26 protein-coding genes and 2 pseudogenes are annotated in these 24,220 nt (G+C 42.4%); 2 read left to right on the forward strand and 26 right to left on the reverse strand.

What is annotated here, in order from left to right:
- Positions 1 to 172 precede the first annotated feature (172 nt).
- Positions 173 to 721, reverse strand: a complete 549-nt coding sequence (hpf, locus tag K1I44_RS13300; protein ID WP_003397353.1) for a ribosome hibernation-promoting factor, HPF/YfiA family — start codon at positions 719 to 721, stop codon at positions 173 to 175.
- 173 nt (positions 722 to 894) lie between these two features.
- Here hpf and K1I44_RS13305 point away from each other — a divergent pair, with 173 nt between their 5' ends.
- On the forward strand, positions 895 to 1,977 hold the full coding sequence (locus K1I44_RS13305; protein ID WP_219986417.1) for an HD-GYP domain-containing protein: 1,083 nt from the start codon (positions 895 to 897) through the stop codon (positions 1,975 to 1,977).
- Between the two features lie 33 nt (positions 1,978 to 2,010).
- Here K1I44_RS13305 and K1I44_RS13310 read toward each other — a convergent pair whose 3' ends face one another.
- The 9 genes from K1I44_RS13310 to K1I44_RS13350 all read right to left on the reverse strand — a co-directional run bounded on the left by K1I44_RS13310 (position 2,011) and on the right by K1I44_RS13350 (position 11,645).
- A complete protein-coding gene (locus K1I44_RS13310; RefSeq protein ID WP_219986418.1) occupies positions 2,011 to 2,400 on the reverse strand; it encodes a DUF8042 domain-containing protein in 390 nt (129 codons plus the stop codon).
- 8 nt (positions 2,401 to 2,408) lie between these two features.
- Positions 2,409 to 2,759, reverse strand: coding sequence for a flagellar protein FliT (fliT, locus tag K1I44_RS13315; RefSeq protein ID WP_219986419.1), 351 nt, complete (start codon positions 2,757 to 2,759; stop codon positions 2,409 to 2,411).
- Entirely contained in the window at positions 2,759 to 3,151 is a 393-nt protein-coding gene (fliS, locus tag K1I44_RS13320; RefSeq protein WP_219986420.1) for a flagellar export chaperone FliS, read from the reverse strand. Before fliS (K1I44_RS13320) ends, fliT begins: the two co-directional genes overlap by 1 nt.
- Before the next feature lie 16 nt (positions 3,152 to 3,167).
- The gene (locus K1I44_RS13325) at positions 3,168 to 4,715 is read right to left on the reverse strand and encodes a flagellar hook-associated protein 2 (protein WP_219986421.1); all 1,548 of its coding nucleotides are present in this window, start codon (positions 4,713 to 4,715) and stop codon (positions 3,168 to 3,170) included.
- Positions 4,716 to 4,727: 12 nt separating this feature from the next.
- Positions 4,728 to 5,087: a flagellar protein FlaG gene (gene flaG / locus K1I44_RS13330; RefSeq protein WP_219986422.1), complete on the reverse strand. Its 360-nt coding sequence runs from the start codon at positions 5,085 to 5,087 to the stop codon at positions 4,728 to 4,730.
- A 286-nt stretch (positions 5,088 to 5,373) separates the two neighbouring features.
- Positions 5,374 to 6,447, reverse strand: coding sequence for a glycosyltransferase family 2 protein (locus K1I44_RS13335; protein ID WP_255573431.1), 1,074 nt, complete (start codon positions 6,445 to 6,447; stop codon positions 5,374 to 5,376).
- A 78-nt stretch (positions 6,448 to 6,525) separates the two neighbouring features.
- The gene (gene tagD / locus K1I44_RS13340) at positions 6,526 to 6,936 is read right to left on the reverse strand and encodes a glycerol-3-phosphate cytidylyltransferase (RefSeq protein WP_219986423.1); all 411 of its coding nucleotides are present in this window, start codon (positions 6,934 to 6,936) and stop codon (positions 6,526 to 6,528) included.
- Positions 6,937 to 7,028: 92 nt separating this feature from the next.
- The gene (locus K1I44_RS13345) at positions 7,029 to 9,338 is read right to left on the reverse strand and encodes a CDP-glycerol glycerophosphotransferase family protein (RefSeq protein ID WP_219986424.1); all 2,310 of its coding nucleotides are present in this window, start codon (positions 9,336 to 9,338) and stop codon (positions 7,029 to 7,031) included.
- Positions 9,339 to 9,716: 378 nt separating this feature from the next.
- Positions 9,717 to 11,645, reverse strand: coding sequence for a glycosyltransferase (locus K1I44_RS13350; RefSeq protein WP_219986425.1), 1,929 nt, complete (start codon positions 11,643 to 11,645; stop codon positions 9,717 to 9,719).
- Between the two features lie 241 nt (positions 11,646 to 11,886).
- Between K1I44_RS13350 and K1I44_RS13355 the strand changes: the two genes are divergently transcribed.
- Positions 11,887 to 12,738, forward strand: a complete 852-nt coding sequence (locus K1I44_RS13355; protein WP_219986426.1) for a DNA endonuclease — start codon at positions 11,887 to 11,889, stop codon at positions 12,736 to 12,738.
- 403 nt (positions 12,739 to 13,141) lie between these two features.
- Here the strand turns inward: K1I44_RS13355 and K1I44_RS13360 are convergent.
- The 16 genes and pseudogenes from K1I44_RS13360 to K1I44_RS13435 form a co-directional block, all read right to left on the reverse strand.
- Positions 13,142 to 13,255 (reverse strand): annotated as a pseudogene (locus tag K1I44_RS13360) (flagellin); the annotation flags it as partial.
- Between the two features lie 345 nt (positions 13,256 to 13,600).
- Positions 13,601 to 14,320, reverse strand: coding sequence for a flagellin N-terminal helical domain-containing protein (locus K1I44_RS13365; RefSeq protein ID WP_219986427.1), 720 nt, complete (start codon positions 14,318 to 14,320; stop codon positions 13,601 to 13,603).
- 141 nt (positions 14,321 to 14,461) lie between these two features.
- Positions 14,462 to 14,647: a hypothetical protein gene (locus K1I44_RS13370; protein WP_219986428.1), complete on the reverse strand. Its 186-nt coding sequence runs from the start codon at positions 14,645 to 14,647 to the stop codon at positions 14,462 to 14,464.
- Positions 14,637 to 14,885 carry a carbon storage regulator CsrA gene (gene csrA, locus K1I44_RS13375; protein WP_219986429.1) on the reverse strand — a complete coding sequence of 83 codons (249 nt, stop codon included), beginning with the start codon at positions 14,883 to 14,885 and terminating at the stop codon, positions 14,637 to 14,639. The genes K1I44_RS13370 and csrA overlap by 11 nt, the downstream gene beginning before the upstream one ends.
- 12 nt (positions 14,886 to 14,897) lie before the next feature.
- Entirely contained in the window at positions 14,898 to 15,335 is a 438-nt protein-coding gene (fliW, locus tag K1I44_RS13380) for a flagellar assembly protein FliW (RefSeq protein ID WP_219986430.1), read from the reverse strand.
- Between the two features lie 13 nt (positions 15,336 to 15,348).
- Positions 15,349 to 15,903: a DUF6470 family protein gene (locus K1I44_RS13385; RefSeq protein WP_219986431.1), complete on the reverse strand. Its 555-nt coding sequence runs from the start codon at positions 15,901 to 15,903 to the stop codon at positions 15,349 to 15,351.
- Positions 15,904 to 15,917: 14 nt separating this feature from the next.
- Entirely contained in the window at positions 15,918 to 16,799 is an 882-nt protein-coding gene (flgL, locus tag K1I44_RS13390) for a flagellar hook-associated protein FlgL (RefSeq protein WP_219986432.1), read from the reverse strand.
- Between the two features lie 11 nt (positions 16,800 to 16,810).
- Positions 16,811 to 18,352, reverse strand: a complete 1,542-nt coding sequence (gene flgK, locus K1I44_RS13395) for a flagellar hook-associated protein FlgK (RefSeq protein WP_219986433.1) — start codon at positions 18,350 to 18,352, stop codon at positions 16,811 to 16,813.
- A 12-nt stretch (positions 18,353 to 18,364) separates the two neighbouring features.
- Entirely contained in the window at positions 18,365 to 18,817 is a 453-nt protein-coding gene (locus K1I44_RS13400) for a flagellar protein FlgN (RefSeq protein WP_219986434.1), read from the reverse strand.
- A 14-nt stretch (positions 18,818 to 18,831) separates the two neighbouring features.
- On the reverse strand, positions 18,832 to 19,089 hold the full coding sequence (gene flgM / locus K1I44_RS13405) for a flagellar biosynthesis anti-sigma factor FlgM (protein ID WP_219986435.1): 258 nt from the start codon (positions 19,087 to 19,089) through the stop codon (positions 18,832 to 18,834).
- A 69-nt stretch (positions 19,090 to 19,158) separates the two neighbouring features.
- Positions 19,159 to 19,563 carry a TIGR03826 family flagellar region protein gene (locus K1I44_RS13410; RefSeq protein ID WP_219986436.1) on the reverse strand — a complete coding sequence of 135 codons (405 nt, stop codon included), beginning with the start codon at positions 19,561 to 19,563 and terminating at the stop codon, positions 19,159 to 19,161.
- Between the two features lie 12 nt (positions 19,564 to 19,575).
- Entirely contained in the window at positions 19,576 to 20,013 is a 438-nt protein-coding gene (locus K1I44_RS13415; protein ID WP_219986440.1) for a YaaR family protein, read from the reverse strand.
- A gap of 84 nt (positions 20,014 to 20,097) precedes the next feature.
- Positions 20,098 to 20,913 carry a flagellin N-terminal helical domain-containing protein gene (locus tag K1I44_RS13420; RefSeq protein WP_219986437.1) on the reverse strand — a complete coding sequence of 272 codons (816 nt, stop codon included), beginning with the start codon at positions 20,911 to 20,913 and terminating at the stop codon, positions 20,098 to 20,100.
- 13 nt (positions 20,914 to 20,926) lie between these two features.
- Positions 20,927 to 21,340, reverse strand: a complete 414-nt coding sequence (gene fliS / locus K1I44_RS13425) for a flagellar export chaperone FliS (RefSeq protein WP_219986438.1) — start codon at positions 21,338 to 21,340, stop codon at positions 20,927 to 20,929.
- Between the two features lie 58 nt (positions 21,341 to 21,398).
- Positions 21,399 to 21,686, reverse strand: a complete 288-nt coding sequence (locus K1I44_RS13430; protein ID WP_091703328.1) for an EscU/YscU/HrcU family type III secretion system export apparatus switch protein — start codon at positions 21,684 to 21,686, stop codon at positions 21,399 to 21,401.
- Positions 21,683 to 24,220: pseudogene (locus K1I44_RS13435) on the reverse strand (metal-dependent peptidase); the annotation flags it as partial. The gene K1I44_RS13430 and the pseudogene K1I44_RS13435, both read right to left, overlap by 4 nt.

Here is a 24,220-nt window from a genome sequence, read left to right on the forward strand (position 1 = left end):
GATTTCGTGTACAATTCACTGTATAGTCCTCCTTGGTCTGATTTTAGGTGTTGACACCCCTGCATCATACCAAGAGGGCTTTTTTCTTTCAAGTCCCCGAAAACCTTTCTAACAGGAATGCTCCTTTCACATTATACCACCCTCTGCCTTCATTCGACAGAGGGTGAGAAGATTAGTTCGCTTCAATTAAGCCGTATTTGCCGTCTTTCCGTTTGTACACAACGTTTGTACGGTTTGTTTCTGCGTTAATAAAGACGTAAAAGTTATGGCCAAGCATATTCATTTGTAAGATCGCTTCTTCGCTATCCATCGGCTTTAAGCTAAAACGTTTCGTACGCACAACTTCAAATTCTTCTTCCTCATGCTCTTCTGTTGCCACAGGAGCTGTTGTTGTGAGCGTCACACCGTTTGCTTCTTTTTCGCGCATTTTTCGATTCACTTTCGTTTTATGTTTACGAATTTGGCGTTCAAGTTTATCAACGACCAAATCGATTGCCGCATACATATCGTCATGGCGCTCTTCGGCACGCAACACGATTTGTGGCATTGGAATAGTGACTTCAATTTTCGCCTGCTTATCATTATATACTTTTAAGTTAACGTAAACAGTAATTCCTTCGGTTGATTCGAAATAACGCTCTAATTTCCCGATCTTTTTCTCGACATACTCTCGAATCGCTTGTGTAACCTCGATGTTTTCTCCGCGAATGTTGTATTTCATACGCTGCTCCTCCTTTTATGAAAGGTTAGTTACTTATTTCTACAATTCCCTACAAAACTCCTTCTCAATCGTCACATTTTTTGTGAAAAAATGATGAACAAAACAATGGATAATTATGCTATAATTTATAGATGATGAAAAGCGTTCGTATTTTTTTACTGAGGTGTTATCGCATGCGAAAAGTGCACATATTTGAAGCAAAAAGCGGCGATGTGCTCGCTGTCGACATTTATGGACCAAACGGAGCTGTTTTGCTTGCGAAAGGGGTAAAACTCACCGACTCATACATTCGTGGACTGCGCGAAAACGGCATTCGCCATATTTATATTCACGACATCTTTACATTCGATATCGAAGAAAGCCCGACAATTAGTCCAGTTGTACGACAACAGGCGGTAAAAAAGGTGTATGAAACGATGACGGAGCTCATCGAGGAGCAAAAGGCAGTACAGCGCGTTTCATCGCTCGATCTCGGCCAACAATATCAAAAAATATTTAAGGAAATTTTAGACTACTTATTAAGCAGAGAAAACTTGCTCATTAACTTATCCGACCTTGTCATTTCAAAAGGGTATTTTTTTCACCATTCAGTCAATGTGGCAACGATCGCAGGTGTCATCGGATTAGCGAAAGGTTATTCCTCGCAACAATTGCTCGATTTAGGTGTTGGGGCGCTTTTATTTGATATCGGCATGACGCAAATTCCGAGTGCACTTTGGGCGAAAAAAGGGCCTCTTAGCCCTGAGGAACGCCGAATTATATCACATCATACGGAATTTGGATTTGAACTATTGAAAAAGCAAAATAATATTTCGCCATCTTCCGCTTACTGTGCCTTGCAACATCATGAACGTTTTGACGGAAGCGGTTACCCCCACAAAGCAGCTGGCAAATACATTCACGAATTCGCGCGCATTATTGCAATTGCAGACGTGTTTGATGCACTCACTTCACCGCGCGATCATCGCCAACAACATTCGCCACACGAAGCGGCCGAATATTTATGTGCAGCTGGCAACACGTTGTTTGATTATGAACTCATTAAAACGTTTTTGAAATATGTTGCCATTTATCCGCTTGGCACAAACATCGTATTAAATACCGGATATCGCGGTGTCGTCTCGAAAATTTTCCCTGAATATCCACTTCGCCCTGTCGTTCGCATTTTACAAAATCCGAATGGAGAGACGCTCAAATCACCGTTTGAAATCGACTTGCGAAAGGAAGTAAACGTTACAATTACAGAAGCATTTTAAACGATAGAAGGTGCGATTCACTCGCACCTTCTATTATTGCTCAATATACGGACGAAGATGTTGCATCATGCTTACTTTCCACGCCTCAAACGCTGGAGCTAAATGTCGTTCAACGACTTGTTGCTTTCCATTCGTGTCTTGCAACTTTCCGTCTAACTTCCACGCTTCCTCGACAACAGAAGAAAATCGTTTCAGCTCGTGTAGCACCGCTTCCTCCCCAGCAAAAAATTGCGCGAGCGACCGCTCATTTACCGCATCAATTTGATCGAACGCTTCTAAAATGTCGGCAAGCACGACGTCTCCTTGCGTCCGCTCATAATCCACAAAACTTTCCTTAACGTACTGAAATCCTTCTTCGATCGTGTCTAATAACGTCGCATATTGGCGAACGACTGTTAATTGTTCTGGAGTTAATTGTAACATATTCATACCTACCTTCGTTTATCATAAAACATGCCGTCGATAGCTAGTGAATCGTATACCTCATCATAACGCTCAGCGGCAATTTTCGTTTGTTTCGTTTGTTTTAAATCTTGTTGAATTTGTTGTTTCAGCTCGCGAAGAAGTTCGTTTGCCTCTCGATCAAGCGAAAGCAGCTCTTTCCCTATTTGTTTTTGTTCATCTGTTAACGGATGCGGAAGCTGCTTGAGCAGCTGTTCCCGCTTTTCAAGCAGCTCTTCAACTTGCTCAATGACCGCATCACGTTTATCTTTTTCAACAGGCTGACGAAGGCATTCAACTAACGCCTTCGTCGCCTGCAAAAGCTCCGCAACGACGTTCATTACACGTGACCGCCCTGCGCATATTGACGTTGACGATTCAGCTGAATCACTTGTTTCCACGTATCACGGAACTCTTTGACGTATCCTTCGACTTCTTCTAAAATCGTGATGTCGCTTTTAATATTTGCTTCAACTAAACGACGGTACATATAGTCGTACATCGTCATCATCGACTTCGCTACTTCATATTCCATATTGAGCGTCACCATCAGCTCTTGAATAATTTTTTGCGCTTTCAACAAGTTCGTATTGCGCGCTTCAATGTTTTTCTCTTCAATTGCTCTTTTCGCTTGGGCAATAAACTTTAAACATCCGTTATAAAGCATAAGCGTTAACTCTCCCGGCGACGCTGTTTGCACCGCGTTCGTTTGATAAGACTGATATGGGTTCATCGTTCAACCTCCTAAATTATTGTCCCCCGCCGCCAAAAGCGTTCATCAAATACATACTTTGCGAGTTTGCCCGCTGCACCGCCTTTTCCATCGCAGAAAACTGCTTCCAATAACGGCTCTCTACTCGTTTTAATCGATCTTCCGCCGCACTAATGCGCGTATCAAGATCAATGATGCTTTTTCCAATGACATATTGATTCGCAACTTTGAACGTATTTCCTGCTTTATCCTCAATGCTTTTGATCGTCTTTCTAATTTCATCGCGCAGTTGACGGACGATCCCTTTCGCATTTCCTTCACCACTGTTGCTAAATAAACGATAAATCGCGTCTGGATTCTCTTCGATTTTTTGTCTTAGTTTCGCTTCGTCGATAATTAACTTTCCGCCTTCTAAATAGTTTGGTGTCGTCGTAATGCCAATTTGCGCAAGCTGTTGAAACCCTTCTGGCGCTGCTTCAACTTTTCGATACAACGCTTGGCGCATGCTAGAGAGGGCGTTCGATAAAATCGAGTCGCCGCGCAAAATGCCGCTTCTCGCTTTCTCTTCCCACTTCTCCGCCTGCTTTTCCGTCAACTGTTCACGCTGCTCATCTGTGAGCGGCTGATAATCGCGATAACGCGTTTCTTTTAGCTTTTTATTGATTTCATCAATCGTTTCATTATACTTATCGACAAACGATTTAATCGAGTTAAAAATCGCATCCGTATTTGTTGTTGAGGATATCGTTACCGTCCCTGCATGCGTATTTTTCAACGTATACGTCATGCCGTTAATTGTAAACGTGTTTGATGTGCGCTCTGTTGTAAGACCGTTAATTGTAAAATTGGCGTTTTGTCCGTCAACTTTCCCTGTCAGTTCCAGATTGTTTAGGGCAGCTGTAAAACCAAATGCTTGAAACAATTCTTGTCCCTCAATAACTTGTATAGAAGCGCCAGCCCCTGTTTGTTTTTTGTTAATAACCACTTTTTTTGTGACGTCGTCAAAAAATGCGTTTACACCCAGATCTGTATGTTGATTCATTTTATTGATAACTGACTGAATTGTATCATTGTTTGGATCCACACTTATTTCAACATTTTTTGTACCGCCGTTAGGATCAGTTACAGCCAATTTAACTGTTAACGAACTAGTCAAATTAACAGGAGTAACTCCCCCCACCAGAAAGGTGACATCTTTCAATTTCGCATTCGGATCAAACGCCCCTACAGTTTGGATGGCACTTTCAGACGTCCATCTTGCTGCAGTTGCAAGCTGAGTAATATTGCCAATTTCTACTGTTTGGTTCGCAGCGGACGGAGTGGCAGTTGCCGTCACGACGTTCTCATTCGAACTCGTCACTTTTTTCTGCAAAAACGTGCTTTGGCGCATGACACCGTCGAAAATATGTTTATCTAATGCGTCTAATAAACGGTTCATATCGCGATATGCGTCGCGCTGCCATTCAAGCAATTGCTTTTTTTGTTTTAATTTATCAATGGGCGCACGCTCGACTTTCATTAAATCCCCAACAATTTTGTCGATGTCCATACCACTTGCCAATCCACCAATTCGCATCATACTCATATGTGTCACCTCCTAAATTTTTCGGTCGACGACCAAACCGACAAACTTCATCATCGCCGCGTACATATCCAACAATTTTTTCGGTGGAATTTCGCGAACTACTTCTTTTGTTCGTTCATCAATAAGCTGGACATAATATTCTTTTAAATCTTCATGCACGTTAAACTTTAACGACGTACGGCTCGGCTGTAAAAATTCGTTCATTCCCTTTACAATTTCTTCAAGTTTTTCTTTTGGAATGCGCTCTTCATCTTGCTTGGCTACCGCTTGCTGCACGGTAGCTTGCTCTTGCTTTGGCTGCTCTGCTGGACGTTCTGTTATTTTTTCATACATATATGTGGAAGAAAGAGAAGAAGAAATTCGTTCAATCATCACCGTTCGCTCCTTTGCATATACGTTCCTACCGTTTATATCGGATGAGGGAAGGAAAATTTGAAGGGGGAAAAAGAAAAACACTTCATCTATGTGGTGGATTCACCAACTTTCATTTTTTCTCGGTGCAAAGACTTTTATTGTGAAGGCTTGACGAGATGCACAAGGATTGTTGTATGAATCTGAAACATCTTAAAAACAGCTAAAATTCTAAAAACTTTTCGAAAAAACAAAAGGAGAAAAGAGCTCATTTTTCTCCTTTCGTCTCACTTTATAAAGTAGCCTATTACTTTCCCAACAGCCTATTTAACCGCTCAATAGCCTTTCCATATCCTTCATCTGCCGCCTGTTTATAAAAATGAACAGCTTTCTCGATTTGTCCCGTCACTTCGTAAAACACACCAAGATTGTACGCTGCCAAAAAACTCCCCGTTCCACGCACACGATCGTATTTCTCTGTTTCGCCAATTTCTAAGCAGCGGGTAAAACATCGTTCAATTAACGGAAACAAATGTGCATAACGATCCATATGACAAAAAATCGCATCCATGTAAAACAGTCCGCACGCAAAATGGAAATCCGGCGAATCATCTAATCTTTTTTTCTCTATTGCGATGACTTGCAATCCTTGTTCAAACGAACGGTTGGCAATGATCGTATATAAATAATCAACAACTAACGTATGACGATACGACGCATGAAGAGGAACGAGACGATAACTTTTCTCAAAATACTTCTCCGCCATGTTAAATTGCTGCAACAGTTTGTACTGCTTACCCACTTGATATAAAACATAATCATCGGTTGGATGTTGTTTTAACTCTTGCAATAGCAATTCCAAGTTTCGTTCTGTTTTATTCGTGTGAACGTATCCATCATGGTACACTTCGACATGAACATTTTTGCGTGGAAATGGAGAATCGACTTGCTCATGAATTCTCCCGCTGTACGTTACCCCTTTAGGAAGCAACCGTGATAAGTAAGATTGGGCGTATCGTCGCTCGCCGTTTTGAATAAATTCGTTCACCAGTTTAATACGTCCGATGGTCCGCCCATTTGTTTCAATAAAATGTCTGATGATGCCCTTACAGTCATTCACAATATATTCATCAGCGTCAAGCACAAGATTCCAATCGCACGTTGATTGCATGAGCGCATAGTTGCGCGCCGCTGAAAAGTCATTCACCCATTCGAAATCAAACACATTCGCCCCGAACGAGTAAGCAATCTCTTTCGTCGCATCGGTAGAGCCTGTATCGACAATCACAATATTATCAACGATCTGTTGCACGCTTTGTAAACAGCGAGCTAAATGTTTTTCTTCATTTTTTACAATCATAACTAAAGCTAATGTTTTCAACGCTTCACCTCATGAACTCCACATACACCGTATAAAACCCTTTATTCACCAAAAGTCATTTTACTTTTAAGATATCAATCATTCTTGACACAAAAAAGAAACGTCTCTTTGTATATCCATTTTTATTTTGGTTGTCGAAACCTCTACCGTCCTTTGCAAATACACAACCTGACAATAATTATTTAAGAAATCAAACTTCCCCCTCCAATCGTCCCCCATTACAAAGATATCTATACTGTAGGAAAGAATATCTCTAACCTTCTGTTCCCAATTTTCCTCAGGAATTACTTCGTCTACATACTTGATAGCCTCTAACAATAATTTTCTCTGTTCATAAGAAAAGTAAGACTTCTTTCCTTTCATTTCATTAAATTCATCAGTTGACAAGCCGACTATTAAATAATCCCCTAGTTGCTTAGCTCGCCTCAACAAATGAATATGCCCGTAATGCAACAAGTCAAATGTACCATACGTGATCACCCGTCTCACCATTTCCACCTTTTCCTTATTGAAATTCCTTAACTTATTTTTTTGGAAATATACGATGTGCACATCATGTTCACAATGTATCTTAACTAAAATCACATTAACGAAAGTCCTTCGATTATAGCCTCCCATAATCTTTCGGTAGATTTCGAATCTTTATAAAAGTGAACTAAATCAGACAAATGCTCCCTTTCTGCTTCATAATACTTTTGATCTGCTAAACTTTTTAAAATTTCCTTCTCCAAACATGCCTGATCCAGAACCTTAGGACCGGGAGTCCATCTCTCGTAAGGTCCCAACAACAATCCTCTTGTATTTTCATACTCAGCCAAGTCGATAGGAGTAAATATTATCGGACGATTTAGTAATAGATAATCAAAATAAATAGAAGAATAATCGGTAATCAAAAGATCGGCTGCATTCACAATTTCATATAAATCCACATGATTTTCCTCTAACATACCACCCCTTAAAACAAATATATTTTCATTTTCTTGAACATCACCAATTACCTCAGCCTCTTCCGCTGGATGCAATTTCACTAATAATACGAGGTCGTTCTCCTGTAAAAACTGAGTAAATGACGAATAGTTAAATAACCCCATGCCGAAAATATTACCCCATTTTCTATTCCCGTCACGTCTGTTTCCTCTTGGGGAAGAACGATAAGTAGGCATGTATAGGAGTATCCGTTTCCCCTCGAGATTTATTCCCGTCATTCTTGATAGAATTTCTCTTCCATCACTCAAGTAAAGGAAGTCATTGCGTGGAGATCCCGTTATTATATATTTACTCGGATCAGTGTTAATACATTGATTCATAACACAATTAAATAATTTAGAGTAGGACGCAATTATGTCAACATTCTCCCAAACCTTATTTATACGATCTTTATATTTCTCCCCTTTATCAACAAACCCCATAGCCTTTAGAGGGAATCCGTGCCATGTATCTACAACAAGTTGACTCTTATTAATTTCCTTTTTATTCAATAAATAATTCCCCTCAGTGACGACAACTGCATCACTATCTATCAGTTGTTTAAAATACTCAGCGGAAAGATTTTGCTTAATTAGTTGGACGTTAAACTCGGTTCTTATATTCTCTGGTATTAGCTTATGCAAAGCTACTGTATTCATACCAGATAAATTCGTATATACTAGAGAAATATTTTTTCTCCTTCTTACAACATAGCCTGTGTGCCCAATCTTGTAATCCATATCCTCTATCTTATCAACAACAGATAACGAATGAATAAACCATTCATTCCCTTCTTTAATTACTTCGGACTCACATAAAAAGGTCTCAGAAAATGTACTCCCTCCTTCTACCCCATTGTTCTCCAACATAAACGTGATAATCCCTTTTTGCGCTTTCAAACTTATTTCTTTAACTTGGCAGCCATAAACGTTTGCTTTTACCCGAAGCTTTCTCCTAACATTATCCTCTAACTGACTTTGAATCTCATCGAGAACACGTTGACGCATCTGATTAGAAAAATAAGCAGTTGATAAATCTTCGTATCCTTTTTCATAATCGAATGAACCTATACTTTCAAACGCAAACTTTATTTTACAAAACAACTCTTTTTCCATTTTTTCTTTAATGTTCCTCATCATAAACTCTTGCGCCTTTTCACAATCCGACTCTCTATAAATATGAAATGCAGGATAGTGAGTATCTACGAACAAGTCAAAACCTAGAGCTTGAGCTCTTATACAGAAATGCCTATCCTCTCCCCAAAACGAAACATTTTTAATTTCATTGAAATTGACACCGGCCTGTAACGCCCTTCTGCTGATTAATGTACACGCTCCAAGACCGCCAACCTCATATATTCCCGGCTTCCTTAGCATTTCTAAAAACTGTTGATGTCTTTCACGTATTTGCTCCTCAGTTAACCTTTCACCCCTTTTATAATAATACTGACCGTATTGATCAAACACCCAAACTTGTGGCAATTCCGGAAAATTTGGTTCCCATCTTGTCCAAAAAATATTAGAGACAATATCTTTTTCTGCTTCAATTAGCTTTTGTAACGTTTCTGGATGCAACACAATATCAGAGTCAATAAGAAAAAGATAGTCAAATTTTTTATCCAAAGCAAATTGAATAATAACGTTTTTAAAGTGGGCGACTTTCCAAACTAAATTTTCATTCCAGTAATGGGTACTTTCATCACAAATATAACTCTGGGTATCTGTACTATTTAGTATATAGGCTGTATTTTTTCTCCTCATAAAGTCTGAGAGAATTTTTTTTGCATCTTGACTTTCGTTATCGTCTACAAATAGGTAGTGAACCTCAAGTCCTTCTGTATTTATATACTCAAGGGATGTTAAAAATAACTGCAGGATTGATGCCTTTTGATGAATGGGACTACCGATTAGCACCCTCTTTTTCATTTTCATTACCTCGCAATATTATAAATTGACAAATTATTGTTCCTATAAATAAATCAACCAATTTTTAACATGATACAATTTTATTTTGGCTTCACGTATAACTACACAAATGTGCTCGACTTGTTATTTATCCAAATCACTATTCGCACCTTTTGCCAAAGCATATGGAAAAATGATCTCATATCAAGACATTAAACATTTTTCTTCCAGTCAAAAGAATTATATGCATCAATCCAGATTTTTACTGGTTGGTCCCACGAAAACCTACATTGACTACCTAAAAAGCCTTTTATTTCTGAAACAGCACTCTAATTTACAAACGTACAATAACATAATTTTTCTATTTCATTTCTAAATAAAATACCTGTATTGTTCGAATTAATCTTTGTGTTTTAGTAACCATTCACTGTCCGGATATAATTGTTTCGCTTGTTGAACAATCTTCTTCTTTTCTTCACTCATCCCACATATATCCATTAGTTCAATGACATATTTATACAAACGAAAATCGTGATGACCAAAGCTAATTGCTAATAACCCGTACTGCATCGCTTCCATGATCTCATTTTTTACCGCCAACGCTTCCATCACATTGACGAATGCATTCGCATCCCAATCGTTCATATTATCGACTGAACGATACAATTGGAGCGCTACGTCGGTAAATTCATAGCGATGAAGCAAATGTGCCACTTGAATATGAACAGATGGAGCAAATCGATTTTTCAAAGCAAGAAATTGCTCAAACAGCTCGTACTCTTTTAACTGAATCGTTCGTTCGAGTAAAAATAAGTAAAACATCGATTCAGGTGCTTGTTCATGCTCATTCAACATAAACAGCAAAAACTCTTTTTCCTTTTGATCGGAAACGAGATGAAGCAATAAGCGAACGACATCCCATTGATTTGTTTTGAATGCCAAAACTAATAAATCGTAAGAGTCTAAACTGCCCGAACGAACATACGTCTGTAAATCTGCCACAGAACTTTTCAATATTTTCTGTAAGGCGTCGTCGTAAGCATTTTGTAACATATTTGCTTTAATTTCAAATCCACGTTGAATGACAGCATCATCTAGTTTTGTAACAAGCCATTTCATCACGTTTTCTAAATGTAAAGCAGAAGCGATGCGGGCAACTAGCGAAATAGCCAACAAATCGTTCGCCAACTGTTTGTTTTCAATAAATTGGACTATTTCCGCTTCACTATGAACACGAGCAAGCAATTGCAATACGTTGTAAAGCGCTTCGTAACTTTTTCGATTAAACGAAAGCGCACAAGAAAAGTGATATATTGCTTTTTGTAAATTTCCTTTATGTTTGTAAATTTGACCAAGCAACATATGCGGATCATACTCAATGTATTCAAATGTTTTAATTGTGTAAGGATACTTTCCTTTGTTTTCCAGCAAGTATTCAAGCTGCTTCAAAGCATCATCGTAGCGATGTTGCAAGTAGTAAATCTCCCCGCGTAAAAATGGAAAATCAGCCGTTTCGCTATATATATTCTCCGCATCAGCAATCACTCGCAAAGCATCATCAAACCGCTGTAAATACTTTAAACATAAAATAATTTGCACAAGACAATACGAAACCCAACTTAGACGAATATCTTTTTTATATTGATACGCTTGAATAAATGCTTGTAGCGCCTGTTCGACTTCTCCTTTTGAAAGATGCTCGTTTCCTAAATTAAAATAGTCAAAAGCAACGCTCTCTCCTGCCTTCATCTCACGCTCAATCAATTGTGCATTTCGGTCATGCTTTTTCTTTTCTGCCACTACATGCCGCATGTAACCTGTATGATAAATAGTTAAAATACCTGTCTTAGCTTCAACATACTCCCCGCTTACATGCCGCAATTGCTCATGAACCGCACGATCGTAGCGCAAATATGGCACGTTGCGATAAATGCGCGTATGGCGATGTTGGAGCACTCGTTCACCGTATACACCTACAAAGTTATAAATACTCACATCATACGCTTCTACACGATCATCAGCTTGTTTTAATTGTTGGATCATCTCTTGCAAGTTCGTACGCTCAACATACTCATCCGCATCCAATACGAGAATCCATTCTCCCGTCGCATGTTTCTGGGCAAAGTTGCGCGCGTCAGCGAAGTTATTCGTCCATTCAAAATCATATACTTTATTCGTATATTTCAACGCAATCTCCTTCGTTGCATCTGTTGAACCTGTATCAACGATAACGATTTCATCAACAATACCATGTACAGAATCTAAACAACGTTGTAATACTTTTTCTTCGTTTTTTACGATCATACATAACGATAAAAATGGTTTCATCGTATTTTTTCCTTCCTTCACTCTTTATAGATGTGTTCATCTACTGTTTATATCGGATAAAAAGGTGAAGATGTGAAGAGGAGAGAAAACAAATATAGTAATTATTCATTTTATGCTTTATGAAACCCTCTAAAACAAAAGATTCTGACGAACGTCTAATGAAAAATACACACATCTATTCAAAAACGTGTTATAATGAGTAAAACAAAGAATACACGTTCTTGTTAGGAGGAAAAACCATATGGAAGATTTCTGGCGATTAACTCCTATTCAACAGAATATTTTAATTGCTAGTATCATAGGTGATGGGGAAATTACAAAGATCTATTCAAACAGTCGGAGAAAAAATCATAGCTACCGTGAACATTTTGGAATAGCTCAGAAAGAATATCGACAGTGGAAAGTATCATTTTTTGATAAACTGTTGTACATAACACCAAGGAGTCAATCTATTCGTTCTGCTTCTTTACAACTGTTTACGGCACTATATGCTCACTTTTACGATGAAGACGGGGTAAAACGTGTTCCAGTGCGTTTGTTATCATATTGCACGCTTCCGCACTTTCTTGCTTTCTTGTACATGGATGATGGGGCTCTTTGCATCTCTTCAAGAATAAATATTCGAAAAAAACAGATTTACTTAACACCGCACATCTATCTCTACTTACAATGCTACACAGCAACCGAACTTCAGCAACTACAACAACACATCTTCCACACCTTTGGTATAAAATTTCAATTAAGCAGACGAAAAGATGGACAAGGAGTAATTTTGAAAACGACATCTGTAAAAGAAACATTCTTATTTTTAGATCTTATTTCCCCTATTACGATCGATTGCCCATCCATGTATTATAAAACAAATTGGAACGAGCGTTTGCAAATGGAAAATACAAAATGGAAAAGTAAGTACCCTGATTTTAAAGTTTTAGTAAGCAACGCTGATCGTTGGAAAAATTACACCGAAGAAGAAATACAGCTTATAAAAAAGATGAAAAAGGATGGAGCAACTGTTCAAGAAATTGCAAACGCATTGCAACGGAGCTACTGGTCTGTTACGTACAAATGGAGAGAAATAAACAAGAGACCTTAGAAAACCTAAGATCTCTTGTTGCTTCATTAACGGAGCAATTGTAATACTCCTTGTGGTTGTTGGTTGGCTTGCCATGCCGCAACGTCTTTCGATCGTTGTGTAGACTATTTCTTCACCTTTCTAGCCGTTTGGCTAGCGAAGGGCTGGGCACTTCGGGAAATTCCCTACGGACTTCATCACCATAGCACTCGCCTTAGGTGGTATGTCCTAGTCGTTGAACCTTCTCCAGAGTTTCCTCACAGGAGCTTGGCTGCTGATTGCCCATTGTAGCATCTTTCCTTTTTTCACGCCGTCACGCTTGCCGTTTCCAGCTTCGTTGTGGCAAGGAAAGCTTTAGGGCTTCCCAGCAATTCACCCAGTTATCCTCTTAGCCGTTTCCAGCTAAGACGCCCTTCCAATCAAATTACCGAAGTAACTGCAAAACTCCTTGTGGCATTTGATTGGATTGAGCCAACATTGCTTGTGCTGCTTGAGAGAGGATGTTGTTCTTCGTGAACTCCATCATTTCTTTCGCCATCGTGCGAACATTTGCTTTCGCAAATGACTAGACTATATCTTCACCCTCAGCTTTACCTGTTAGGGGCCGGGCACTTCGGATTCACGATGTCTCTCACCATCGCTTCACCTACGGGTTTCATCGCCATAGCGCTCGCCTTAGGCGGTATACCCTAGTCGTTGAACCTTCTCCAGACTTTCGTCACAGGAGCTTGGCTGCTGGTTGCCCAATCCCTTGACTTTTCAAGCCGTCACGCTTGCCGTTTCCAGCTTCGTTGTGGCGCCAAAGGCTCTAAGGGGTTTCCAGCAATTCACCCGGTTATCCTCACTAGCCGTTTCCAGCTAGGACGACTGTGCTTGTCACCGCTTATGCGGCTAAAGCATAATCTACGTCGCGAATACGAGATTCTGCAGCTGTTAAGTTTTCTGCAGAAGTAGATAAGTTGTTAATTGTGTACTCCAAACGGTTTTGCAATGCACCAAGTTTTGAACGCTCTTGTGATACTGCGTTAATGGCGCTGTCAATTTTAGCAATCGATGCGCTAGCCTTCGCGTTGTCTGCAACAGAGATGTTCGTTCCATCCAACGTTAACGCAGCAGAGCTCATTGTAGAAATTTGCAAATTAATAATTTGTCCATCATTCGCCCCTACTTGGAACGTCGCATTTAATGAACCATCGAGCAAGTTCTTCGTGTTAAATTGTGTCGTCGTTGAAATACGGTCAATCTCAGAAATTAATTGGTTCAGTTCTTTTTGAATTTGATCGCGGTCAATCGTTGTATTTGTGTCGTTACCACCTTGTACCGCTAGTTCGCGCATGCGTTGAAGAATTGCATGTGTTTCGTTTAACGCGCCCTCAGCAGTTTGGATTAACGAAATCGCATCTTGTGAGTTTTTCGCTGCCATTTCTAACCCGCGAATTTGCCCGCGCATTTTCTCAGAAATTGCCAAACCTGCTGCATCGTCGCCTGCACGGTTAATACGAAGACCCGAAGACAATTTCTCCATATTTTTCGATGCATTTAATGTGCCAACAGTCAACTGACGATGCGTATTTAACGCCGCGATGTTGTGGTTAATTCTCATTGTGTATTCCTCCTTGAATATGTTTTTCCCACGTCCGTGTGGTTTTGTTCAGCAAGAATGAAGTCGGCCGCCCTTCCTTCTTGCCCTCACGTTTATTATCGGATCGTTTTTTCAAAGTTTAATAGGGTGATGAAAAAAATTTTATACTTTAATGTCCAGAAATTGCGAGAACGGTGATGGCTGCTGGATTTCTTTAATGACGCGCGCTGGGTCGTCTTTATGTTTATTGATGATTTCATTTAATGCTTGTTCGGCGATCGCTTTGTTGTCTTGAACGATGCGCGCGATGACGCCAGGAACGTGAACGCCGCCGATGCTAACGCTCATTTTCTTCCCCTCCTTTCTTTAGTTGATCGGATAGTTGTTGAAGCGAAGTCATGGAGGCGAGTGATGCTGCGTTGTTTTCTTGTTGAATAGCGAGATATATTTCTTTTCGATGCACGTCGATATGCTTCGGCGCGCGAATGCCAAGCTTCACTTGATCGCCATCGATGGCGAGAACAACGACTTCGATATCGTCACCAATGTGGATCGCTTCTTTTAATTTGCGCGTTAATACAAGCACGTTCCCGCCCCCTTATTTCGCCTCAACCGTTTCTGGAAATAGCCGATGTTTCGTTTTGTATCGCGTATTTGTTAAAATAACTTGCTTGCCGATTCGTTCGCGAACGTTAATGACGACAGGTGCTTGTAAGTTTGCCGTCGTGTTTGTAAACGGTTCGGCAACCGTTAAAATGACGTAGAGCGCCACGTCGTTTTCTGCTTGAATGTTTAATTGTTCACACGTTGCATCATCGAGTTCAACTTCGTATGTTGGAAAGTACGAAAACGGCTCGATCATAACAAACGCTACGTCTTTGTTTTTAATGGATTGCAAAACGGTAAATGGCGAATCGTGAATCGGCAGCAAGGCGAATTGCTTTTCATGTTCAAACCCCGGTAGCCCGTGTTCGAATGACACGATCGCCATGTCGGATAGCTGCACCGTTCCGTGGTATTTCGTCTCAATGTTCATATGAATCCCTCATTTATACGCTAATGTCAATGCGCAACTCGTTATGGCGCGCTAAATCGATATGCACGACGTTCGGTTTATAGTCGATTTGTACAGGGCGCGGTTCAATATGAATGCGCGCTCCTGACGTTTGCCAATTCATCTCGATGCGCCCTTGTTCAAAGCCGATTTTTACGCTAAATGGACGTGGAATTAGCCCAACGTTATAGTCGAAAGACGGACGCTCGCTGTTCGCTTGTGCTTGCATCGCGAGCACGTCGCCGCCTTGTTCAATGCGCATTAATTCATCGCCTTGCATCGCTGTCGTTTCTAAATACGATAACCAAGCCGCATACCCTTCTTGCGCCGCTTCTTCAATGCGACGAAAAATATGTTTTAAATCCACATCGGCACGCGCTTCCGTCTGGTCGATCGTTAAGCGCGGAGGCGTCGTTTTCATTTCCAATTGCGGTTGCGGCTGCTCGATCGACAGCTCTGCTTGTTGTTGGCGCATATGCATATACCCGCGTTCAATGGTGATCGATAGTTGCGGAAATGTTGCTTGCATCGTTAGCTGCGGGATTCTCATCGTTCATCATCCCCTTAACGCAAGAAGTCGACGAGCGTTGGCTGAATGATGCGCGCCCCGACAGAAAGCGCTGCCCGATGCACACTTTCTTGCGACTTTAACTCTGTAATAATTTTTTCAATATCAGCATCTTCGTTATCGGAAATCATTCGTTTCGCGATCAGCTGTTGTTCGGCAAGACGCTGCTCCACGAGCTCTAAACGGTTCACGCGCGCACCTAGCTCTGCCCGTTCTGCAAGTACGGCATTTAAATGATTATCCAAATCAGATAATAAGTTATCTAAAGTTTTTCCTGATGTCGATTTACCGTTTAACACATCTTCAATATCCTGCAACGTATCGAACAATCCTTGCTTAAACACATTGTTAGGCGTGACGTTAATTTTTAATTTTACCCCTTTGGCGACTTCGACCATAAAATCATCGTTGTTGTTCGTGACAGTCGGAGGCGTGCCGTCTGTGACAGGCGCTTGTTCGATGTTTGTACCGTTGAAAATATACTTTCCTGCCACTTTCGTGTTCGCCACTTGCACTAAGTCTTTTTTCAACTGTTCGATTTCACGGGCGATCGCTTGACGATCTTCGGAACCGAGCGTGCCGTTTTTCGCTTGCACAACGAGTTCGCGAGCGCGTTGCAATACACTTGTTGTATGACCTAACGCTGATTCCGAATTTTCCATCCACGTATACGCTTCGGATAAATTGCGTTGAAACTGCTCAATTTCCGTTAAGCTCGTACGATAGTGCATCCCTTTCATCGCCACGACAGGATCTTCAGATGGGCGATGAATTTTTTTCCCTGTCGCTAGCTGTTGCTGATACGTGCCAAGCTTATCGTAGCTTTTGCTGACGTTGCGAAGCGTATTGTTCGCTAGCATCATTTGCGTGACGCGCATACGTTACTCACCTACCTTCCGACAAGACCCATGTTATTAATGATTTTATCAAGCATTTGGTCAATCATTGTAATCATGCGTGCAGAGGCGTTATACGCATGCTGGAATTTCATCATGTTCATCATTTCTTCATCAAGCGATACGGAGCTGACCGCCATGCGCCGTTCATCAACCGATTGACGAAGCGTCTCACTATTTTGCGACAGCCGTTTCGCCTCTTGGGCATTCACCGCCATTTGCCCGATTAAGCTCTCATAAAAGTTTTGAATTGTTGTCGTATTGCCAGCGATGTTCATCATGCCATTTTTCACTTCGGCTAACGCTTGAGCGTTACTTCCGTCGCCGATTTGACCTGTTGCTGATGCAGCAATATTGTCGAGCGAATCTTTGATTATTTGTGCAACATCAAAAGTTCCCGCTGGATCATTAGAATCGTAAGTGAAAAATTGTTTTGTGCCCGGAGTAGTTACATTACCTTTTATTTCCGTTACGCTAAATCCACTAGAATGCACATCATTAAACTTATCTGCAAACGCTTTTGCCATGGCGTTTAAATTACTTAACATTTCGGGATATAACCCTTTCGTCGTTGTGCCTCCATCTTCGCTATATCCATATGAATAAAGAAGGGCTCCTACTTTTCCGTTTTCCTTTAGGCGTTCAAATGTGGAAAACGATGTATCACCAAGCGAAAAACTAACAATTGGTCCCGTCTTAGCTACGTTATCTTGATATGTGACTTGAAATTCATTGACTTTCCCAAGTCGCCCATCAACAAGAGTGCCGATGACTGTGCTACCTGTTCGATCCACTAACTCTACCGTAAAACGTCCTTCCGCAATTTTTAATGCGCTGCCTCCACTTGGCACAGGAGTCACTTTAACGTTCACATATTGCGACAATTCATCTAACAGCCGATTTCGTTCATCATATAAATCGTTCGGCAAATAGCCGTGCACTTCGACTTCGCTAATTTGTTTGTTTAAGTCATTTAACTGACGCGCCAATGAATTTACAGCTTTCACTGTTACGTCAAGCTCATTTTTTATATCATCACGAATCGATTTGAGTGAGCTCGATAAATAATGAAACGTCTCCGCAACAGCGATGCCGCGCTGACGAACGACGGAGCGCGCCCCCGAATTGGATGGGTTTACCGCTAAGTCTTGAAGCGCTTGCCAAAAGCGATCGAGCGTTTTTGCCAATCCTTCGTCTGACGGTTCATTCATAATTTCTTCCATTTTATACAACGCTTCTGCACGCGTATTCCAATAGCCGTATTTCATATTTTCTCCACGATATTGCACATCTAAAAACTCTTCGCGCATTCGCTGTACCGTTCCGCCTTCCACTCCTGTTCCCATTTGTCCGGGCATGACCGGACGGTTTTTCGACGCAAATGGATATGGCGGCGTTTGTTCAAAGTTTACCCGTTGGCGCGAGTAACCCGGTGTGTTGGCGTTTGCGATATTATGCCCCGTTACGTAAAGCGCTTGTTGTTGGGCGGTCATCCCGCGCCGTACCGTTTCTAAACCGTGAAATGTCGAAAGCACAAAAAAACCCCCTTACGTTTTTGCTTCGAATGATGACCGCGTCGGCAGTTCATCTGTTCGTTTTGGATCGTACGTGATGTCATGTTCGTTTGGCATGATGACATCTAATGTAAAATGAATAAACTGAAGCGACTGCTGCAACAGCTGCATATTTAGTTCGTTTTGTTGTTTTAGCTGTGCAATAGTTTCACTTAAATCGCTTGCTAGCTGAAGCAACGTTGCACGTTCTGTCTCTTCCAGCTGTTCCGCATAACGTCGAACCGTCCGCTCTTCTTCATGTAGATGGGCGAGAAGGCGCATTCGTTCGCTCTCGAGCTGACGAATGGCCATGACGTATGTTTGCTCTTTATTCATCATGTCTTGCAATGCACCGATGTCGCTTTTTTTAATCGCTTCCGTTTTTTGCTTAGCGAGCTGAAGTAAACCGCGGTGAAGTTTCAGCAGCTTTTGCATTAAATCGATCATGTTCATTCGCCCCGTCATCGTTTATAATAGCGCAACACGCTTTCAGCTACAGCGCGCGCATCTGGCTTATACGAGCCCGACTCAATCTCTGCTTTTAACCGCTCCACTTTTTCTAACCGTTCTGAAGAAAATCTCGCCGCTTCTTGCAACTCTTTCGCCGCACTTGAAATTTCGACTTGATCTGTCTTTTTCGTTGCTTTTGTTGGCTTTTCTATCCTCGTCGTCCGCTCATACGGATTGACGTTCATCGGTTGAATGCGATGAATTTTCATGTTCCCACCTCGCTTTTTCCGTTCTTTTTCGTCTACCTTTATTATCGGCTAATCGGGAAAAATATTTAGCTATTCTTTTTTGCGATCTGTAAAATATGTCGTTTGTCGTTTCGCCTGTTTTTGCCGCTCTTCTTCTTGTTGCAGTTTCGTTATCTCTTTTTGAATGCCGCCAATACATGCCGAACATAAACGACCTTCACGAATCATTGTTCCGCACTTTTCGCATGGGTAGCCGAGATTTGGGAAATGAACGAGCTGCAGGCGTCCTTTTTTAATCCATTTAATAATGAGCGCTTCTTCTACACCTGTCGCTTCAACAACTTGTGACATCGTTGCTGTGCGATTCTCCCGTTTCCGAATAAATGCATACACTTTTTCAAACAATTTTTCTTCCTCTTTATAGCACGCCTCACATACGTCACGAAATTGCGTGCGCACAAACAAACTTCCACATTTCGGGCAGTTATCTAACATCATTCTCCCACCTTACGTATATATGTTAATAATAAGCCCTTGAATTTCACCGACTAATCCAAGCAAATCAAGCCCTTTTTTCTCTTTTTCCAACACCGCGTTCGTCAGCTCAACTAACTTTTGATCGACTTCTTTCACGAGCTTATAAATTTTCGACCGTCCCCCGCGGCTAAATCCGCGCTGTTCTTCAAGCTGCAAACTATTTTTTACCGCATCATCTAAAAACTGTTTAACAAGCTTTTTATACGTTTTTAAGTCTTCGACCGTTTGCGACTCGGCTAATTTTTTCCCTTGCGCTTCAATTTGTTGCGCCATCGCTTGAAACCGTTCAAACAACACATCGCTTTTTTTCTTCTGCATCACTTCCGTAAACGATACCGACTCCATCGGCGCGTCATCCTTTTTCACAACGCGATTTAACGACGCCCGTGACACTTTTTGCACTTCCATCATCGCTCACACCTTTTTCTTTATATTATGCCACACGTACAAAAAAAGGGCGAGGCCGCATCGACCTACCCTCTTTTTTACCTATTAGCTTTTTAACAATTGTAAAATTCCTTGCGGCAATTGGTTTGACTGCGCAAGCATCGCCTGTGCTGCTTGGTTTAAAATGTTGTTTTTCGTAAAGTTCGTCATCTCCATCGCCATATCTGTATCGCGAATGCGTGACTCTGCGGACGTTAAGTTTTCATGCGCTGTTTTTAAGTTGTTAATTGTATGTTCGAGACGGTTTTGGTAAGCCCCCAATTTGCCCCGTTCTTCGGATACTTTTGCAATGGCAACGTCAAGAGCAGAAATAGCCCCTTGCGCCCCACTGTAAGTCGTTATACTTAAAGCATTGACCGTTAAGCCTGACGCCCTCATATCACCGATGCTTAATGTAATAGATTGACCAGCATTGGCACCAATCTGAAAGTTCACTGCAGAAAAAGTACCGTCTAAAAGTGCTGTTTTGTTAAAGTCTGTTGAGGTAGCCACGCGCGTGATCTCCGTAATCAACTGTTGTACCTCTTGATCGAGTGCGTTTCTGTCCTCCGTCGTGTTCGTTCCGTTTGAAGCCTGCACCGCCAATTCACGCATACGCTGAAGCATGCTATGGACAGAACTTAACGCCCCCTCCGCTGTTTGAATAAGCGAAATCGCATCTAACGCGTTGCGCTCTGCGACTTCTAAGCCGCGAATTTGCGAGCGCATTTTTTCGGAAATGGCTAACCCTGCTGCATCGTCTGCTGCGCGGTTAATGCGTAAACCAGAGGAAAGTTTTTCTAAGTTTTTCGCTGTATTCGATTGGTTGACCGCTAAGTTACGATAAGCGTTTAATGCTTGAATGTTATGGTTAATTCTCATTTTTGCCTCTCCTTTACTCTGTCATAATAAATTGTTCATATGTCGCCGCTTTTTTTGCCGCAACGTTTGTTGTCGGTTGTTTTTTCAACGCTTCATTCCATGCGTCCGCAATGCCTTTTGCGATCGTTAGCACTTCTTGCATCATCGCTACGTCTTTTTTCACGTTCGCATCAATAAGACGCTCTGCCATGTAATTATATAATGCGTCTAGTTGATGGGCGATAATGCCGGCGTCGTAGTTTAAACCTACGCCAAGACGTTGTAAAATATCGTTTGCCTTTTGCAAGCGTCTATTTGCATGGGCATAATCGCCCTTTTTTGTGCTTTCAATCGCTTCTTCTAAGCTGTCGATAAGCCCTTCATAAAGCAGCGCTGTTAACTGTTGCGGCGTTTTTTTGTACACCGCTTCTTCGGTTAAAAATTCCACGCGCTCACTCCCCTTTTTTCGTTCACCTACTTTATTTATCGTCACGTTTTTTTATTGTTTAATAGTTTTTCTCCATTTTTTCAATTAAAATTAAAATTTCTGCGATCACCGCGTATAGTTGCGGGGGAATCGTATCGCCAAGGTCAAGGTCAAGCAAATGTTGAACGAGCGCGGCATCTTGTTCGATCGGCACGCCGTTTTGCTTAGCGAGTTCGATAATTTTTTCAGCGACATAGCCGCGCCCGTGGGCGACGACGGTCGGCGCTTTATCTCCTTGTTCGTAGCGAATGACCGCCGCCGACGGACCGTTTATTTCACGCTTTCGTTTTTGGTTAAAGTACATCATATTGTAAAATCATATCCTTTCTCCGTCCATGTTGCTCGCTTCGGCTCGTTCGTTCGTTCTTCCTCTTTTGTCGCAAACGTCGTAAATTGCACGTTGCCGACGCGGTAGCCAATTTCTTCAAGCCGCTTTGTCGCGGTTTCAACAAGCGGACGCATACGTTCGGCAAAATCTTCTCGATCGTTGCGGAACGTCACGGAAAGCGTGCGCTCGTTCGCGCTCAGCAACACGCCAACATCACCGAGCTTTTTCGTTTCAAGTAAAAAGTACAAACTGCAATTTTCCCAATCCACTCTTTTTCCGTCGTTACGGGCGTTCACATATACGTTCACGTCTTTTGCTTCTTTTTGAAGCAAAAGTGGAATGGTGAAAAAGAGCGTTTGCATCGCGCTTCCTTGATCGTTTTTGTTTAAAAGCTGTTGACCAGTCATGTTCGTTAGCGCTTGTTCCGCTTGTTTCGCCGCTTCTCCGTTCGCTTGTGCCAACTTCATTAGAAGCCCTTTTATCGTTTCTTCTTGCCGTTCGCCTTCACCATGAAAGACGAGATTGTTCGCGACATCCGCTTCATGCATCAATCCGAGCCGGCGGATCGTTTGCAACATATGGCGGGCGGACGGTTCCGGCTGGACGATGTCGTTCCATTGCTGGAGCAGCGCGCGTTCAGGTGCTAGTTGTTTAAGCGACTGCGCCTCGATAAAATGTTTTACTTTGACATCTACTGGCTTAAATTGCATTTGTTCAAGCGTACTTTTGACTTGCTTTACGATTTTCTGCGCCTCCGCCAGCTGCCCTTTCTCTAACAGCTTTTTCGCTTCCGCTAATTGCGAGCTCGCCTGCAACAATTTTTTCTCCATCGTCATATCGGCAAACAACATCGCATCGCTTTTTAAAATCGTTTGATCGAGCTGTTTAATCGTCGTTTCTAGCAATTGCTTTGCTTGCGGTCGCGCCGCTTGCTTATATTGGGTAATAAGATGATCGATCGCATCTAAGTTGCGCATCATATCGCGCTTCGTTTGTTGGAACTGTTTCGTCGCTTCTGCCATCCGTTTCGTGACATTTTGCACGATTATATCTTTTGATTGCAAGCCGAGCACAGCTAATGATTCGTACACCGCATCATCAGCTGTTACGGTATTGTTTGGCAACAACGTCTGTTCAACTTGTTGAAGCGCTTGAACGATCGTTTGTCTTGCGGCTATTTCTCGACCGCTTTCAGCTAGTTGCTCCGCGCGGGCAAACGCTTCTTGAAGCGAAGGCTCCATATGTTGGGCAAGCTGCGCACGCGCCATATGCAACGCTTCTTTTACGTTCGGCTCCTTTTGCATCGTTTTTATTGCTTGCACAACGGCGGCGCGGGCGTCGTTTTCTCGTTGTTCGCCACGTTCAGCTGTCAAAAGCGATGTCATAAGCTGTTGACGCGCGCTTTGCAGCGTTTGCGTTGCTTGTTTCAGCGCTTCAAATACGGACGGTTGTTTTGCGAGCGTATGATCGGCTTGTAGCTGCCGCACCGCTTCGGTCAACGTCATCGTCTGTTGCTGCAGTTGATCAGCTATCACATGAGCGCGCTTGACATGCTCAGGCGCCAGCTGCTGTTCGACCGCGCGCAATGTTTGCACGAGTCGATCGCGAGCCTCCGCACCTCGACCAACCGTTTCAAACAATTTTGCTTGATTGAGCGCACGAACGACCTTTTCCCCTTGGTCCGCTGGCAATGTACGTGCGACCTCTCTCACTTGCCCCTCGACCGCTTTCACCGTCGGCGCGCTTTCCGCTTGTTTCCGCACCTCTGACACTTGTTTGAGCTGCTCCGCTTTTGCTTCTACTGGCGTTGGACGAGCGGCTTCTTTTGCCGTGCGGACAACGTCAGCCGTTGTTTCTTCTTCAACCGTACGCAACGCTTGCACAAGCTGCTGGCGAGCTTCTGCCGTACGTCCCGCTGTTTCTAACTGCTTTGCTTGCTCTAACGCTCGCGTAACCTTTTCTGACTGCTCCACAGGCAATGTACGTGCGACCTCTCTCACTTGCGGCTCGACCGCTTTAACCGTCGGCGCGCTTTCTGCTTGTTTTCGCACTTCTGACACTTGTTTGAGCTGCTCCGCTTTTGCTTCTACTGGCGTTGGACGAGACACTTCTTTTGCCGTGTGGACAACTTCAGCCGTTGTTTCTTCTTCAACCGTACGCAACGCTTGCACAAGCTGCTGGCGGGCTTCTGCCGTACGTCCCGCTGTTTCTAACTGCTTTGCTTGCTCTAACGCTCGCGTAACCTTTTCCCCTTGCTCCTTCGGCAATGTACGTGCGACTTCTCTCACTTGCCCCTCGATCGCTTTCACCGTTGGCGCGCTTTCCGCTTGTTTCCTTACTTCTGACACTTGTTTGAGCTGCTCCGCTTTTGCTTCTACTGATGTCAGACGAGCGGCTTCTTTTGCCGTGCGGACAACTTCGGCCGTTGTTTCTTCTTCAACCGTACGCAACGCTTGCACAAGCTGCTGGCGAGCTTCCGCCGTACGTCCCCCTGTTTCTAATTGTCTCGATTG

Source organism: Anoxybacillus sp. ST4 (genome assembly GCF_019448545.1).
Classification (GTDB): domain Bacteria; phylum Bacillota; class Bacilli; order Bacillales; family Anoxybacillaceae; genus Anoxybacillus; species Anoxybacillus pushchinoensis.